Genomic DNA, 15,501 nt, shown 5'->3' on the forward strand with positions numbered 1-15,501 from the left:
CTCCCACGAAGTCGCCTCCACAAAGGCTGCTCGCACGATGCACTGCGGCAACCGACCGCAGGCTTTTGCTGTCACAGGTGGCTGGCTATACTCGCGCTCGCTATTCCAGTCACTTCACGAGTCCCCCTACTGTCCATGGAACGTATCCTCGAAAACGCGATGTATGCCTCGCGCTGGCTGCTCGCCCCTATCTATTTCGGCCTCTCGCTGGGCCTGCTGGCACTGGCCCTGAAGTTCTTCCAGGAAATCATCCATGTCCTGCCCAACGTCTTCAGCCTCGCCGAAGCCGACCTGATCCTGGTGATCCTGTCGCTGATCGACATGTCGCTGGTCGGCGGTTTGCTGGTGATGGTGATGATCTCCGGCTACGAGAACTTCGTCTCGCAACTGGACATCGACGACAGCAAGGAAAAGCTCAACTGGCTGGGCAAGATGGACTCCTCTTCGCTGAAGATGAAAGTCGCCGCGTCCATCGTCGCCATCTCCTCGATCCACCTGCTGCGGGTGTTCATGGATGCGCAGAACATCTCCACCGACTACCTGATGTGGTACGTGATCATCCATATGACCTTCGTCATCTCGGCGTTCGTCATGGGTTACCTGGATCGCATTACCAAGCACTGATGCCTGCAAGGGCCATTCGCGGGTAAACCCGCTCCCACAGGTTCTCTGCCAACCCTGTGGGAGCGGGTTTACCCGCGAAGAAGGCAATGCGCTGCAACTGACGAGCGGTGCCTTGTCTAATCCAAGGTTCTGTACAAAAAATGAGCACTCATGCGTGGTTCCCGCAGCGAGGTACGCCCATGAACCTGCATCAGCTCAATACCGAGGCCAGGGCTGGCCATGTCGACGAACTCAACCTGATCGCCATCGAAGGCGGTGACTACCTGCTCGAGGCCCGGGTCAAGGGCCGTGCCCACCCATTGGACGATGCGCGTGGCAAGCGTCTGCTTGTGCACTCTGTCGAAGATGCGCGTCGGCTCCTGCAAGCGCTTCCCCTGCTGTCGATGAACCTGGTGCACTGGTCCGTGCAGGATGAGATGTGCGGCCTGGGCCTGCACCCGGAAGAAGACCTCAAGGTCCCGATTTCCCAGCGTTCGGCCTGGTAGCTGCTTCGCGCGGCACCAGTGTGCTAGGCTGCTCGCCCTTTTCATTAGGGCGCGGATGCAGTGCGCCCTTAAGCGGAGCAAGCCAATGTCCGAACTCAACCTGTCCACCGACGAATCCCGCGTCAGCTACGGCATCGGCCGCCAGCTGGGCGGCCAGCTGCGTGACAACCCGCCACCAGGCGTCAACCTGAACGCTATCGTTGCCGGCCTGACCGACGCCTTCAACGGCGCTGACAGCCGCGTCAGCGAAGAAGACCTGTCGGCCGCCTTCAAGGTCATCCGCGAAGTGATGCAGGCCGAAGCCGCTGCCAAGGCCGAAGCCGCCGCTGCCGCCGGCAAGGACTTCCTGGCCTTCAACGCCAAGCGCGAAGGCATCGTGACCCTGGCCTCGGGCCTGCAGTACGAAGTGCTGACCGCAGGCGAGGGCGCCAAGCCGACCCGCGAAGACAACGTGCGTACCCACTACCACGGTACCCTGATCGACGGCACCGTGTTCGACAGCTCCTACGATCGCGGCCAGCCAGCCGAATTCCCGGTCGGTGGCGTGATCGCCGGCTGGACCGAGGCCCTGCAGCTGATGAACGCCGGCAGCAAATGGCGTCTGTACGTGCCGAGCGAGCTGGCCTACGGCGCCCAGGGCGTCGGCAGCATCCCGCCGCACAGCACCCTGGTGTTCGACGTCGAGCTGCTCGACGTTCTGTAATGCCTGATCGCGGGGCAAGCCCGCTCCCACTGGTGCTCTGCTACCTCGTGGGAGCGGGCTTGCCCCGCGATGCCTTTCAGTTCCAATCCGTTCCCCCCGGGCGCAACGCCCGCGCATAGCAGAACAGAAACAGATTCCTCACCAGCTCCTTGAGCACCCCGGGTTCACTCGAATTCAGCCCCGTGAGGTCCAGGTCACCCTGGTCACGCAGTTCGTCGAGCGCGTCTTCCTCGAGCACGGCGCACACTTCGCCGGTCTCGCGATGCAGGATGCGCAGGTAGGGGTGGGGGCGGTCGAGCCAGGCGTCGATCAGATAGGTCATGGCTATTCTCCTTGGATAGCGTTTCCAATGAGAATAATTCTTATTATCAAAATAGCAAGGGACTATTGGAAGAAATCTTCCGAATGGTGCAGGCGATCCTGTTGCAGGATCTGTCAGGGCCGCCCGCTGGGCAGCCCCGAGGGGCAGGGGATCAGACCTTGCGCACGAACTCGGACTTGAGCTTCATCGCGCCGATGCCGTCGATCTTGCAGTCGATGTCGTGGTCGCCATCGCACAGACGGATGTTCTTGACCTTGGTACCGACCTTGACCACCAGGGACGATCCCTTGACCTTGAGGTCCTTGATCACGGTGACGGTGTCGCCGTCCTGCAGGACGTTGCCGACCGAATCCTTCTTCACCACGTCGTCGCTGGCGGCTTCGGCTTCGCCGCTGGCCGACCACTCGTGGGCGCATTCGGGGCAGATCAGTTGGGTGCCATCCTCATAGGTGTATTCGGAGTTGCATTTGGGGCAGGGTGGCAGAGTGCTCACGGCGTTTCCTTTCAAGTACAGGCGGGTAAAGGCGCACATTGTATAAGGTTTTGGTGCTGGCTGCACAAATGCATCGCGGGGCAAGCCCGCTCCCACAAAAGCGCTACAGGCTTCGTGGGAGCGGGCTTGCCCCGCGATGAGGGTGTTGCGATGAATCAGTGGGTGCGTGCGACCGCGAACTCGCTCAGCTCGACCAGGGCATCCCGGTACTCGCTGGCCGGCAGCACTTCCAGGCAGGCGATGGCACGGGCGACGTAGTCGCGGGCCATCTGCGCGGTGTAGGCCAGGGCGCCGGACGCCTCGACGGCGATGCGGATCTGCTCCAGGTCTTCCAGGCCGCCTTTCTGGATCGCCTGGCGCACCAGCGCGGCCTGCTCCGGGGTGCCTTCGCGCATGGTGTAGATCAGCGGCAGGGTCGGCTTGCCTTCGGCCAGGTCGTCGCCGACGTTCTTGCCCAGGGTCTCGGAGTCGCCCTTGTAGTCCAGCAGGTCGTCGACCAGCTGGAAGGCCACGCCCAGGTGGTCGCCGAAGGTGCGCAGGGCTTCGCGCTGCTCGTCGGTGGCGCCGGCCAGCGCGGCGGCGCTGTGGGTCGAGGCCTCGAACAGCATCGCGGTCTTGCCGCGGATGACGTCCATGTACACCTCTTCGGTGGTGCTGGCGTCGCGCACGCGCGACAGCTGCAGCACTTCACCCTCGGCGATCACCCGGGTGGCCTTGGAGAGGATCTGCATGACCGGCATCGAGCCCAGCTCGACCATCATCTCGAACGAGCGCGAATAGAGGAAGTCGCCCACCAGCACGCTCGGCGCGTTGCCCCACAGGGCGTTGGCGGTGGAGCGGCCACGGCGCATGCCGGACATGTCGACCACGTCGTCGTGCAGCAGGGTGGCGGTGTGCAGGAACTCGATGGTCGCTGCCAGCAGGCGCAGGTCGTCGCCTTCGCGGCCCAGGGCCTTGCCGCACAGCAGCACCAGCAGCGGGCGCAGGCGCTTGCCGCCGGCGGACGTGATATAGTCGCCGATCTTCGATACCAGCGGGACGCGCGAGGTCAGCTGCTTCTTGATGATCTCGTCGACGGCGCTGAAATCATCAGCTACCGCGCGGTAGAAGGATTGGGGTTGCATCGGCTGCTCCATTGAGGTTGCGCGGCATGCTAGGTCGCAGGTCCCGGTGTGTCAAGGCGCGGTGGCCGTGGCCCCGGGCCGGTACTTGCAAGCATTTATGGGGTTGCGTACAATCGCGCACCCTAACTTCCTGGGCAGCACCTGCCTTACGCAATTGCACCGGGCCGTTCCAGCCCTGTGCAGCCATGCCAGCCAATACTCATCATATAAAGCGCTGGGTGAGCAGGATTATCGGAGAAATACCATGTCTTACGCAGTAATCGTTACCGGCGGCAAGCAGTACAAAGTCGCTGAAGGTGAATTCCTCAAGATCGAAAAACTGGAAGTCGCCACTGGCGAATCCGTGACCTTCGATCGCGTCCTGCTGGTCGCCAATGGTGAAGAAGTCACCATCGGCGCTCCAGTTGTTGCTGGTGCTAAAGTAGTGGCCGAAGTCGTTTCGCAAGGCCGCCACGACAAGGTTCGCATCATCAAGTTCCGTCGTCGTAAGCACCACATGAAGCGCATGGGCCACCGCCAGTGGTTCACCGAAATCAAAATCACCGGTATCCAGGCTTAATCGCCCCGATCCCCTGAATTTATTGGAGAATTGAACCATGGCTCACAAGAAGGCTGGTGGTAGTACTCGTAACGGTCGCGACTCAGAATCTAAACGCCTTGGCGTGAAGATGTATGGCGGCCAGGTGATCAAGCCGGGCAACATCATCGTCCGTCAGCGCGGCACCGAATTCCACGCTGGCTACGGCGTTGGCATGGGCAAGGATCACACCCTGTTCGCCAAGATCGAAGGCGTGATCAAGTTCGAGAAGAAAGGCGAGTTCATGCGCCGTTACGTGAGCATCGTCGCCGCTTAATCGCGACGTCGCTCCAGAAGCCCCGTCATGCGACGGGGCTTTTTCGTTTGTGGTGAGCCTCTTGCAAAGCTGTTTGAATGGGCTGCCGGCGTTGGTTTCTGGTTCGTACGGGGCCGCCGCGCTCATCTTCGCAAGAGCCTCATGGTTTTCTGGTTTTCGACTCGTCATCCGACGAGAGGCGGTTTTGAATGAAGTTTGTAGACGAAGTATCGATCCGGGTTAAGGCCGGTGACGGCGGCAACGGTTGCATGAGCTTCCGCCGCGAGAAATTCATCGAGAACGGCGGTCCCAACGGCGGTGACGGTGGCGACGGCGGTTCGGTGTACATGGTGGCCGACGAGAACCTCAACACCCTCGTCGACTATCGCTACACCCGCCACCACGAAGCCCAGCGCGGCTCCAACGGCGGCAGCACCGACTGCACCGGCAAGAAGGGCGACGACCTGTTCCTGCGCGTGCCGGTGGGCACCACCGTGATCGACGCAGCCACCCAGGAAGTCATCGGTGACCTGATCACCCCGGGCCAGAAGCTGATGGTCGCCCAGGGCGGCTGGCACGGCCTGGGCAACACCCGCTTCAAGTCCAGCACCAACCGTGCGCCGCGCCAGACCACCCCGGGCAAGCCCGGCGATCAGCGCGACCTGAAGATGGAAATGAAGGTTCTGGCCGACGTCGGCCTGCTCGGCCTGCCGAACGCCGGCAAGAGCACCTTCATCCGTTCGGTCTCGGCCGCCAAGCCGAAAGTCGCCGACTACCCGTTCACCACCCTGGTGCCGAACCTGGGCGTGGTCAGCGTCGACCGCTGGAAGAGCTTCGTCATCGCCGACATCCCCGGCCTGATCGAAGGCGCTTCCGAAGGTGCCGGCCTGGGGATCCGCTTCCTCAAGCACCTGGCCCGTACCCGCGTGCTGCTGCACCTGGTCGACCTGGCGCCGCTGGACGGCAGCAGCCCGGCCGATGCCGCCGAGATCATCATCAACGAGCTGGCGCAGTTCAGCCCGGCGCTGGTCGACCGTGAGCGCTGGCTGGTGCTGAACAAGGCCGACATGATCATGGACGACGAGCGTGACGAGCGCGTCAAGGAAGTGGTCGAGCGCCTGAACTGGGAGGGGCCGGTCTATGTGATCTCGGCCATCGCCAAGCAGGGCACCGAGAAGCTCAGCCACGACCTGATGCGCTACCTCGAAGACCGCGCCGACCGCCTGGCCAACGACCCGGCCTACGCCGAGGAACTGGCCGAGCTCGACCAGCGCATCGAAGACGAGGCCCGTGCCCAGCTGCAGGCCCTGGATGACGCCCGCACCCTGCGCCGCACCGGCGTCAAGAGCGTGCACGACATCGGCGACGATGACGACTGGGATGATTTCGAGGACGACGAAGACGGCCCGGAAATCATTTACGTGCGCGACTGATCGGTTGCAGTACACTGAACGCCGCTCTCTGGAGCGGCGTTTTTGTATCCACGGTATCTACAGATTCGACATAGGTTGGAAGAGAAGATGCGAAGCAAGGTGACTGGCGCCAAGCGCTGGGTCGTGAAGATCGGCAGCGCGCTGCTGACCGCCGATGGCAAGGGCCTCGACCGCGGCGCCATGGCGATATGGGTCGAGCAGATGGTGGCCCTGCGTGAAGCGGGCGTGGAACTGGTGCTGGTCTCCTCCGGGGCCGTGGCCGCCGGCATGAGCCAGCTGGGCTGGACCTCGCGACCGAGCGCGATGAACGAGCTGCAGGCCGCCGCCTCGATCGGCCAGATGCGCCTGGTGCAGGCCTGGGAGTCGAGCTTCGGCGAGCACGGCAAGCACACCGCGCAGATCTTGCTGACCCACGACGACCTCTCCGACCGCAAGCGCTACCTCAATGCCCGCAGCACCCTGCGCACCCTGGTCGACCTGGGCGTGGTGCCGGTGATCAACGAGAACGACACCGTGGTCACCGACGAGATCCGCTTCGGCGACAACGACACCTTGGCCGCCCTGGTGGCCAACCTGGTGGAAGCCGACCTGCTGGTGATCCTCACCGACCGTGACGGCATGTTCGACGCAGACCCGCGCAACAACCCCGAAGCCCAGCTGATCTACGAAGCCCGTGCCGACGACCCGTCGCTGGACGCCGTGGCCGGCGGTACCGGTGGCGCCCTGGGCCGTGGCGGCATGCAGACCAAGCTGCGCGCCGCGCGCCTGGCCGCCCGTTCCGGTGCCCACACCATCATCATCGGTGGCCGTATCGAGCGCGTGCTGGATCGCCTGAAGGCCGGCGAGCGCCTGGGCACCCTGCTGTCGCCCGAGCGCGGCATGCTTGCCGCACGCAAGCAGTGGCTGGCTGGTCACCTGCAGACCCGTGGCACCCTGGTGCTCGACGACGGTGCCGTGAAGGCCTTGCGCGAATCGAACAAGAGCCTGCTGCCGGTCGGCGTGAAGACCGTGCAGGGCAGCTTCCGTCGTGGCGAGATGGTGGTCTGCGTCGGCCCCGACGGCCTGGAAGTGGCCCGTGGCCTGGCCAACTACAGCGCCCTGGAGGCGCAAAAGATCATCGGCCAGCCGTCCGATGCCATCGAGAGCCTGCTGGGCTACAGCGCCGAGCCTGAGCTGGTGCACCGCGATAACCTGGTCCTGGTCTGAAGGAGGTCACTGTGCTGAAAAGGATGTTTGCCGTGACGGCGCTGCTGCTGCCGATGCTGGCCGGGGCCGAGGAGATCGGCCAGGTGTCCACCGTGTTCAAGTTCGTCGGGCCGAATGATCGGATCGTAGTCGAGGCCTTCGATGACCCGAAGGTCGACGGCGTGACCTGCTACCTGTCGCGGGCCAAGACCGGCGGCTTGAAAGGTGGGTTGGGTTTGGCCGAGGACCGTGCCGAGGCGTCGATCGCCTGTCGTCAGGTCGGGCCGATCCACTTCAAGGGTGAGCTGAAAGATGGCGAGGAGGTGTTCAAGGAGCGCACCTCGCTGGTGTTCAAGACCATGCAGGTGGTGCGTTTTCTCGACAAGAAGCGCAATACGCTGGTGTACCTGGTGTACAGCGACCGGGTGATCGAAGGCAGCCCGCAGAATGCGGTGACGGCGATTCCGATCGTGCCTTGGGCACAGCAGTAAAAACCGGTTGAAATGATCGCGGGGCAAGCCCGCTCCCACGCCATTATTTGTGTGCTGGCGTGGGAGCGGGCTTGCCCCGCGATGCTTTACCGGCTGAATTAGGCCAGTTCTTCGGTTTCATCCTCGCGCACAATGGCCTTCACTTCGTCGCGACGGCTGATGTACTTCCAGTCCGCCTCGTCGATGTAGATGCCGTTCGGCCCGCTGCCGCCTTCCAGGTCGATCGCCACCCGCGCCGATACCTGCGGCTTCACGCTCGCCAGGATCGGCACGAAGCCCAGCTGCTGGCTGGTCTCCAGCAACGCTGCCTGGTTGCGTTCGTCGATGTCCGCCGCCTCGTCGAGGTAGTACGGCAGGCGAATGCGCCCGGCCAGGTCGCGGTCCATCAGGTGCAGCAACAGGTACATGTTGGTCAGCGCCTTGATGGTCATGGTGGTGCCGTTGGACGCGGCGCCGTCGATGTCGGCGTGGATCACCGGCTGGCTGTTGATCTTGGTGATCTCGAAGGCCAGCTCGAACAGGTCCTTCAGGCCCAGCTGGTTATGGTTGGCTGCCACCAGTCGTGCCAGGTACTCCTTGGCCTCTTCGTTCTTGTGATCCTGCTCGGCGCTCTGGGTCAGGTCGAACACCGACAGCGTCTCGCCTTCCTCGTACTGGCCGGCGCTGTGGATGATCTGGTCGATGTGCCGGAGCGCTTCCTTGTTCGGTGCCAGCACCACGCGGAAGCTCTCCAGGTTGGACACCTGGCGCTTGTTGATCTCGCGGTTGAACAGCGCCAGCTGGTGCTCGAGGCTGTCGTAGTCGCTGCGGATGTTGCGCAGGGTCCGGGCGATGTCGGTGACTGCGGCGCGGCGGGCCTTGGCCAGGGTCAGCGCTTCCTCGGTGCGGTGCGAGTAGGCGTTGATCAACAGCTGCAGGCGGCGCTCCATGTCGTCTTCGCTGTCGAACTTGGCCACGCCCTTGAGGCGCACCTGGGCGTACAGCGCCTCGATCTGGTTGTCCACCCGTTGCAGCGCCTGCCAGCTGTCCTGGTAGTCGTTGAGCAGCGGCAGCAGGTTGTCCATGGAGTCGTCGATAGCCTCCATGAACGGCGTGCCGAACGGCAGGTCGGCCGGCAGCAACTGGCGACGACGCAGGGCGTCCTCCAGGGTGCGCTGCTTGGCTTCGAGGTCGGCGATCTGCCGGCCCACCAGCTGCAGCTTGGCCGACAGCTGCTGGACGCGTTCGGTGAAGGCGTCGCTGGAGCGCTTGAGCTCGTCCTGGGCGGCTTCCAACTGGCCCAGTTGCTCCATCTTCTCCGGCTCTTCGGCAGCCAGGGTCTCGGTGCGGCGGAAGTCTTCCAGGGCCTTCTGCGCATCCAGCACCTGCTGGTACAGGGCCTCGGTCTGCGCCTTGCTGGCGGCGCGGTCGAGGGCCACGGCCTGCTGGGTCTTGAGCTGCTTGAGTTCTTTTTCCAGACGCTCCTTCTGGTCGCGCAGGGCGGCGCGGTCGGCCAGGGCCTGCAGCGCGGGCGGGTCGATGTGCGAGATGTCGATGGACAGGCCCGGCACTTCGAAGCGTTCGCCCTTGAAGCGGTCGAGCACGCCTTCGAGGGTCTTCACCCAGACGTCGCTGTCGTCCAGCTCGATGCCGCGGTCGCCCAGCGGCAGGCTGAACAGCGCGCCGTTGAACAGGCGCATCAGGCGGTCGACGTCCTGCTGCGAGAACTCTTCGCGCAGGCGGGCATAGCTGTTGTTGTCGGCGTGGTCGAGCTGCTGCTTGACCGCCTTCACGCGTTTTTCCAGGTCGCGCACGCGCTCGTCGAGGTCCTCGGCGGAGAACTGCCGCGACTGGGCCAGGGCGCCGGCCAGTTCGTCGTGGGCGTCCTTGGCGGCCAGCAGCTGCTGCTCCAGTACCTTGACGTCGGTGACCAGGGCGAAGCGGTGCTTGAGCACCGACAGCTCACCCAGCCAACGCTGGATACCGGTGATCTCGCGCTCCAGGCGCATCAGCTCCTGGGTGCCGCCGCGCTGGTCGTTCTGCAGGCGGTCCTGCTCGCCACGGTAGTGCTCGGCCTGGATGGTCAGCTCTTCCTTGCGCGCCATGGCGTATTCCTGCCAGGTGCCCAGCAGGTTGTCGAGAAGGGGCGAAATACGGTGCAGCTTGCCACGCAGGATGTCGCGCTGGGCCACGCCGCCGGCCAGGGCTTCGACCAGGGGACCTGCGGCCACCAGGGCGTTGTAGTCGCCCTCCATGCGGCGTACGTCGCGGAAGGCCTCTTCGCAGGCGGCGATGTAGTCGACGCTGCCCGAGCGCAGGCTGTGCTCGAAGGCGTCGAGGAACAGCTGCTTGAGCTTGGCGGCGGTGATCTCGCGCATGTGCAGCAGGTTGATGAACAGCGCGCGGAAGGTCTTCAGGCTCTGCTCGCTGGTCGAGCGCAGCGGGATCAGGGTCAGGTCCAGCGGCACCGAGGTGTGGCCACCGACCAGCAACCGACGCAGCTCGTCCGGCTTGAGCTCGTAGGCTTTCAGGCCATGACGCTCGAGGTTGGTGAACAGCTCCTTCTGGCGCAGGCAGGTGTCGTCTTTCTGGTAGTGGGCCAGGTCCAGCTCGCCCTGGTAGGCGAAGAACTGGTGGCCGAAGCCGCCGCCCGGGCCGCGACCGACCACGCCGATCACGTGCGGACCGTGGGGCAGGTTCAGTTCGGTGAGGATGTAGCTGGTGTCGCTGGCGAAGTAGAAGCGGCGCGACTGCTCCAGGCTGTACTTGCCGAAGCTCATGTCGGACATGCGCGCCAGGATCGGGAACTGCAGGGCGTTGATCGACGCCGATTTACCCAGGTTGTTGGCGCCGTAGACCGACAGCGGGTGTTCCAGGGGGAACAGGCCGAGGCTGTAGCCGGCGGTGTTGAGCAGTGCGAAGCGGCGGATGCCGTAGCGTTCCTGGCTCATGCGTCAATCTCCTGTTGCTCTTCGCGGATCGCCCGGGCCAGGGCGTCCTCTTCGCTTTCCTCGCCGTCGAACGGGGTGAGGTCGAGCGGGTCGTCGGTGCGGTTGAGTTCCTCGGGGGTTTCTTCCACCACCAGCACGGGCACCGGCAGCGGCAGGTCGCTGTGCAGGGTGGCGGCCAGGTCGCGGTCCTGCTGGACCGACAGGCACACGTCGAGGAAACGGTGCATCGGCGGCATGAAGCGGTAGATGCCGCCCTCTTCGAAGGCGAAGCCCAGCTGGGTCATGCGGCGCATGATCTTTTCTTCGAGCTCGTCGACGGTCTGCACTTCGGCCTGCAGGAACAGGTCGCGGTACTTGTCCAGCAGCGATGGCAGTTCGTCGCGGCCGATGCTGCCGCCGTCGAGCACGGCCATCGGGTCGCGGCCCTGGTCGGCCAGGTGCTCGACCAGGATGAAGGTGAACAGCGACAGGCGCTGGGCGGTCTTGTTGACCTGCGCGGCGGCCTGCTCGGGGACGAAGTAGTAGAAGCCGCGGGTGTCGCAGACCAGCTCGAAGCCCAGGGCCTTGAACAGGGTGCGGTACTGGTCCTGGAAGTTCGACAGCTGGGCGTACAGCTCCGGGTCGCGGCGGCTGATGTGGAAGCCCTTGAACAGCTCGCGGAAGATCGGCGCGAGCTGGGACAGTTCGGAAAGATCAAGATGCATGGACGGGGCTCGCGGTGGATTCGGTCGGGGTCGCCGGCTTGTTGTCGCGGCTGGAGGTCAGGGCGAAGGAGCGCAGGCTGACCAGGTGTTCGCGGGTAAGGTACTGCTGGCGATCGAGGCGCTCGCGGCTGAAGCGCTTTTCCCGCGACAGGCGCGAGAACCAGTACAGCAGCTCGTCGGTGGCGCCCTCGGGCTCCTGTTCCAGCAGCCAGACCATCAGGTCCGGCAGCGGCAGGGCGTCCTCGCAGCGCTCGAGCATTTCCTTGACCGTGCGCGGGGCGCGGGGCAGCGGGCCCTTTTGCGTCTTGTGTGCCTTGGGGAAGCGCGCAGGCTTGGGCTCGAAGCGAGCCAGGGCGTAGACGTAGGCCTCGACTTGGCTGGCGCTGCCAAGGAAGGTGCTCTGCGGGCGGGTGAACAGCGGCATGGCCGCCTGCGGCACGGCGTCGATGCCCTTCTTGCGGATCACCGACAAGGCCAGGGCGGCGCCACGGGTCACGGCGTTGTGCCGGCGCGCTTCTTCGCGCAGCGGCAGCAGCAGTTCGCGGGCGTGACGCAGGGTCAGCTGGGCGCTGGTCTGCATTTCGAGGATGCGCGCGTGGGTGCGCAGCAGCATGTCGTCGTCGACCAGGTGGCCCAGGCGCGCCTGCTCGCCCAAAAGGCGCAGCAGCACGGTCTCGACCTTGCGCACGCCCTGCTCGAAGGCGCCGTCGGCGTTGACCAGCTGGATCATCGGCTCGACGTACTCGTCCCAGGTCGCCAGTACTTCGGCGTAGCGCTGGCGCAGGGGGATCTGCCGGTTGCTGGTCTTGGCCCGTTCGGCCACGGCCACCAGCGCCTGTTCGTCGTTGTCGAGCTTCTTCAGTACATCGCGCACGCGCATGTCGAGCAAGCGCAGCTGACGCGCCAGATCGTCGCTGTCGCGGTTGTCGAAGGCGTCCTGGATATGCCCGGCCAGGCGTTCCAGGTGGCGCAGGTAGGCCTCGATCTCCAGGCACAGGCCCAGCCGGTGTTCGCGGCGCAGGTAGGCGAGGAAGTCGTGGATCTGCGCGTTGAGCTCGAAACGGTTCGGGCTCTTGGCCACCGGGACCAGGATGTCCAGGCGAATCCACACGTCGAGCAGCTGGGTGATGTCCTGCGGGGTGCTTTCCACCTGCTGGCGGGCCAGCTGCTGGCGCAGCTCGACCAGGCTCAGGGTGCCCTGGTCGAAGCGCTCGCACAGCGGCTCGATCAAGGCCCAGTGTTCGGCTAGGGCGCGCAGGACGCGCTTGGGTTCGATCATTGGCGGGTCGACTCGTTGCCAAATAAAAGGGGCGATTGTACTGCATCCGGGGGGGAGGTTTTCACCCCTTGGTCTGTAATGGGGGATAACCCGAGTTACAGGGTGGCCTGCACTGGCCCTTTCGCGGGTAAACCCGCTCCCACAGGGCCTGCACGCCCTCTGTGGGAGCGGGTTTACCCGCGAAAGGGCCAGTGCAGGCAGTAAAATTCCGTCGACCTGTTGCGCCACGATGCTGCCAACGGCGTTAGAATGCCCGACTGTTTCGTCTATCCCCGGATACCCGCGCCTTGCTGATCGAGTCCCGCCGCCGCGCCTACCTGTCCGCCATGCAAGTGGTGCACTGGCTGCCGCGCGCCGAACTGCCGTTCGCCGCCCCGTCGCGGCCGGAGCTGCTGTTGCCGGTGGCGCCGGTCGAGGACGTCGACTTCGAGGTGCGTCCGGCCGCCCCCGCACCTGCGCCGAGCGCCACCCCGGTGGCCCCCCAGGCGCGTGCCGAGCGGCCGAAGATCGAAATCCCGCGCCCGGGCAGCGCGCCAAAACCGGCCGCCAAGCCGGTCGAGGCCGAGCAGGAGGCCCCTGCGCCACGCCCGGCGCCGGTGCCGCCACCACGCTTCGCCCTGCAGTTGCTGCGCGCTGGCAGTTGCCTGCTGCTGGTCGAGCTGGCCACCGGCCAGCCGTTCCAGAGCCGCGACCCGTCCTACCTGCTGCTCAAGGACATGCTGCGCGCCGCCGGCTTGCCGGATGCCCCGCAGATCATCGGCGAGCCGGTGCGCTGGCCGCTGCTGATGCGCGGCAACATGGACCAAGGCCCGGACGCCGCCCGCGACTTCGTCCAGGGTTTCATCGCCGCGCGCCTGGAAGAGGCGCCGTGCACCTGCCTGTGGCTGCTCGGCCTGCCGGCCATCCGCTTCGCCGGCCAGGCCGATGCCCAAGCCTACTACCAAGAACTCGAGGTCGACCTGCTCGGCAACGCCTGGGCCTTGCCCGGCCTTGAACTGTTGATGGACGAGCCGCAACGCAAGGCGGACGTCTGGAAAGCCATGCGCCAGCTGATGGCGCGCTGGAAGAGCGTTGAATGAGTGACTCGATCAGTTTCCGCCCGGCAACCGAGGCGGATCTGGATGCCCTGCTTAAGATCGAATATGCCGCCTTCAGCCACCCCTGGACCCGCGGCATCTTCCTGGATGCGCTGAAGTCCTATGAAGTGTGGCTGATGTTCGTTGGCCAGCAGCAGGTCGGCCATGGCGTGATCAACGTGATCATCGACGAGGCGCACCTGCTCAACATTACCGTCAAGCCGGAGAACCAGGGCTGCGGGCTGGGCTTGCGCCTGCTCGAGCACCTGATGGCGCGGGCCTACCAGCTCAATGGCCGCGAGTGCTTCCTCGAAGTGCGCGCCAGCAACCAGTCGGCCTATCGCCTGTACGAGCGCTATGGGTTCAACGAGATCGGCCGGCGTCGAGACTACTATCCGGTGGCGGGTGGGCGCGAAGACGCGCTGGTGATGGCCTGTACGTTGCTGGAGGACTGAGGCGCGCCGCCGCGGGCACCGGTTCAAGCCAGTGCCTGGCGACGGCTGAGGTTCAGGCGGCGAGAATCAACGCTCGATTGCCAGGGCTACGCCCTGACCGCCGCCGATGCAGAGGGTCGCCAAGCCCTTCTTCGCATCGCGCTTGATCATCTCGTGCAGCAGGGTCACCAGCACTCGACAGCCCGAGGCGCCGATCGGGTGGCCCAGGGCGATGGCGCCGCCGTTGACGTTGACCTTCGCCGCATCCCATTCCAGCTGTTTGCCCACCGCCAATGCTTGGGCGGCAAAGGCTTCGTTGGCCTCGATCAGATCCAGGTCGGCCAATTGCCAGCCGGCCTTGTCCAGGCAGCGCTGGGTCGCCGACACCGGGCCGATGCCCATGATCGCCGGGTCCACGCCGGCGCTGGCGTAGGCGGCGATCTTCGCCAGTACCGGCAGGCCCAGGGCCTTGGCCTTGCTGGCGCTCATCAGCAGCACCGCGGCGGCACCGTCGTTGAGGCTGGAGGCGTTGCCGGCGGTGACGCTGCCGTCTTTCTTGAACGCGGCGCGCAGCTTGCCCAGGGATTCGGCAGTGGTGCCGGGGCGGGGCTGCTCGTCGGTGTCGAACACCAACGGCTCGCCTTTTTTCTGCGGGATGTGGATCGGGGTGATCTCGTCCTTGAAGCGCCCGGCCTCGATGGCGGCCACGGCCTTGCGCTGCGACTCGGCGGCGAAGGCATCCTGTTGTTCACGGGTGAGGGCGTACTTGTCCACCAGGTTCTCGGCGGTGATACCCATGTGGTAGTCGTTGAAGGCGTCCCACAGGCCATCGCTGATCATGCTGTCGATCAGCTGGCCGTGGCCCATGCGCTGGCCGGTGCGCGCCGAAGGCATCACGTAGGGCGCCAGGCTCATGCTCTCCTGGCCGCCGGCGATCACCACCTCGGCGTCGCCACAGCGGATGGCCTGGGCAGCCAGGTGCAGGGCCTTGAGGCCCGAGCCGCAGACCTTGTTCAGGGTCAGCGCCGGGACCTCGAACGGCAGGCCGGCCTTGACCGCGGCCTGGCGTGCGGGGTTCTGGCCGGCCCCGGCGGTGAGCACCTGACCGAGGATCACTTCGTCGACCTGGGCCGGGTCCAGCTGGGTCTGGGCCAGCAGCTGGCGGATCACGGCGGCGCCCAGCTCCACGGCGGACACGTTGGCCAGGGCCCCCTGGAAACTGCCGATGGCAGTGCGGGTGGCGGCGACGATGACGACTTCGTTCATTGTTGTTCTCCGGGATGCGGGCGTGCTCCTCACAGCATCCCCGCCCGGGGCTTATTTGAGAAGTTTGTTTTTCTTTGCCATTGTTCTGAAATTCAAATGAATGATTGGTGCGCGGTGGA

The 15,501-nt window shown here is 65.0% G+C and carries 17 protein-coding genes; 10 read left to right on the forward strand and 7 right to left on the reverse strand.

Going from position 1 to position 15,501, the window contains the following annotated elements:
* Positions 1-135 precede the first annotated feature (135 nt).
* The 3 genes from K2O50_RS03990 (at position 136) to K2O50_RS04000 (ending at position 1,812) form a co-directional block, all read left to right on the forward strand.
* Complete coding sequence (locus K2O50_RS03990) at positions 136-624, forward strand: TIGR00645 family protein (RefSeq protein ID WP_050706893.1); 489 nt, start codon at positions 136-138, stop codon at positions 622-624.
* A 179-nt stretch (positions 625-803) separates the two neighbouring features.
* Positions 804-1,109 carry a DUF6482 family protein gene (locus K2O50_RS03995; protein WP_050706892.1) on the forward strand — a complete coding sequence of 102 codons (306 nt, stop codon included), beginning with the start codon at positions 804-806 and terminating at the stop codon, positions 1,107-1,109.
* Positions 1,110-1,194: 85 nt separating this feature from the next.
* On the forward strand, positions 1,195-1,812 hold the full coding sequence (locus K2O50_RS04000) for an FKBP-type peptidyl-prolyl cis-trans isomerase (protein ID WP_050706891.1): 618 nt from the start codon (positions 1,195-1,197) through the stop codon (positions 1,810-1,812).
* Positions 1,813-1,888: 76 nt separating this feature from the next.
* Here the strand turns inward: K2O50_RS04000 and K2O50_RS04005 are convergent, their stop codons facing one another.
* The 3 genes from K2O50_RS04005 to K2O50_RS04015 all read right to left on the reverse strand — a co-directional run bounded on the left by K2O50_RS04005 (position 1,889) and on the right by K2O50_RS04015 (position 3,751).
* The gene (locus K2O50_RS04005; RefSeq protein WP_028691179.1) at positions 1,889-2,134 is read right to left on the reverse strand and encodes a hypothetical protein; all 246 of its coding nucleotides are present in this window, start codon (positions 2,132-2,134) and stop codon (positions 1,889-1,891) included.
* A 151-nt stretch (positions 2,135-2,285) separates the two neighbouring features.
* A complete protein-coding gene (locus K2O50_RS04010; RefSeq protein WP_023382397.1) occupies positions 2,286-2,627 on the reverse strand; it encodes a zinc ribbon domain-containing protein YjdM in 342 nt (113 codons plus the stop codon).
* 155 nt (positions 2,628-2,782) lie between these two features.
* Positions 2,783-3,751, reverse strand: a complete 969-nt coding sequence (locus K2O50_RS04015; RefSeq protein WP_050706890.1) for a polyprenyl synthetase family protein — start codon at positions 3,749-3,751, stop codon at positions 2,783-2,785.
* A 244-nt stretch (positions 3,752-3,995) separates the two neighbouring features.
* On the opposite strand from K2O50_RS04015, the gene rplU reads away from it, so the two are divergent.
* From rplU to K2O50_RS04040, 5 genes are all read left to right on the forward strand, one after another.
* Positions 3,996-4,310, forward strand: a complete 315-nt coding sequence (gene rplU, locus K2O50_RS04020) for a 50S ribosomal protein L21 (protein WP_003247466.1) — start codon at positions 3,996-3,998, stop codon at positions 4,308-4,310.
* A gap of 37 nt (positions 4,311-4,347) precedes the next feature.
* Positions 4,348-4,605, forward strand: coding sequence for a 50S ribosomal protein L27 (gene rpmA / locus K2O50_RS04025; protein ID WP_003247464.1), 258 nt, complete (start codon positions 4,348-4,350; stop codon positions 4,603-4,605).
* A 188-nt stretch (positions 4,606-4,793) separates the two neighbouring features.
* Positions 4,794-6,017 carry an Obg family GTPase CgtA gene (cgtA, locus tag K2O50_RS04030; RefSeq protein ID WP_050706889.1) on the forward strand — a complete coding sequence of 408 codons (1,224 nt, stop codon included), beginning with the start codon at positions 4,794-4,796 and terminating at the stop codon, positions 6,015-6,017.
* Positions 6,018-6,104: 87 nt separating this feature from the next.
* A complete protein-coding gene (proB, locus tag K2O50_RS04035; protein ID WP_050706888.1) occupies positions 6,105-7,223 on the forward strand; it encodes a glutamate 5-kinase in 1,119 nt (372 codons plus the stop codon).
* A 23-nt stretch (positions 7,224-7,246) separates the two neighbouring features.
* Positions 7,247-7,693 (forward strand): CreA family protein, encoded by a 447-nt coding sequence (locus K2O50_RS04040; RefSeq protein WP_050706887.1) that lies wholly within the window; start codon positions 7,247-7,249, stop codon positions 7,691-7,693.
* A 98-nt stretch (positions 7,694-7,791) separates the two neighbouring features.
* Here the strand turns inward: K2O50_RS04040 and mksF are convergent, their stop codons facing one another.
* From mksF to mksB, 3 genes are read right to left on the reverse strand one after another with little or no spacing between them, the layout of a single operon-like run.
* Positions 7,792-10,623: an Mks condensin complex protein MksF gene (gene mksF / locus K2O50_RS04045; RefSeq protein WP_050706886.1), complete on the reverse strand. Its 2,832-nt coding sequence runs from the start codon at positions 10,621-10,623 to the stop codon at positions 7,792-7,794.
* On the reverse strand, positions 10,620-11,327 hold the full coding sequence (gene mksE, locus K2O50_RS04050; RefSeq protein WP_011532174.1) for an Mks condensin complex protein MksE: 708 nt from the start codon (positions 11,325-11,327) through the stop codon (positions 10,620-10,622). Before mksE ends, mksF begins: the two co-directional genes overlap by 4 nt.
* Positions 11,317-12,606: an Mks condensin complex protein MksB gene (gene mksB, locus K2O50_RS04055; RefSeq protein ID WP_050706885.1), complete on the reverse strand. Its 1,290-nt coding sequence runs from the start codon at positions 12,604-12,606 to the stop codon at positions 11,317-11,319. The genes mksE and mksB overlap by 11 nt, the downstream gene beginning before the upstream one ends.
* 287 nt (positions 12,607-12,893) lie before the next feature.
* On the opposite strand from mksB, the gene K2O50_RS04060 reads away from it, so the two are divergent.
* Both K2O50_RS04060 and rimI read left to right on the forward strand, forming a co-directional pair.
* Positions 12,894-13,685 carry a hypothetical protein gene (locus tag K2O50_RS04060; protein ID WP_050706884.1) on the forward strand — a complete coding sequence of 264 codons (792 nt, stop codon included), beginning with the start codon at positions 12,894-12,896 and terminating at the stop codon, positions 13,683-13,685.
* Positions 13,682-14,137, forward strand: a complete 456-nt coding sequence (gene rimI, locus K2O50_RS04065) for a ribosomal protein S18-alanine N-acetyltransferase (protein ID WP_050706883.1) — start codon at positions 13,682-13,684, stop codon at positions 14,135-14,137. Before K2O50_RS04060 ends, rimI begins: the two co-directional genes overlap by 4 nt.
* 66 nt (positions 14,138-14,203) lie before the next feature.
* Here the strand turns inward: rimI and K2O50_RS04070 are convergent, their stop codons facing one another.
* Positions 14,204-15,382, reverse strand: coding sequence for an acetyl-CoA C-acetyltransferase (locus tag K2O50_RS04070; RefSeq protein WP_050706882.1), 1,179 nt, complete (start codon positions 15,380-15,382; stop codon positions 14,204-14,206).
* Positions 15,383-15,501 lie beyond the last annotated feature (119 nt).

Origin of the sequence: Pseudomonas sp. 2hn (assembly GCF_019646095.1) — a bacterium.
GTDB lineage: Bacteria > Pseudomonadota > Gammaproteobacteria > Pseudomonadales > Pseudomonadaceae > Aquipseudomonas > Aquipseudomonas peradeniyensis.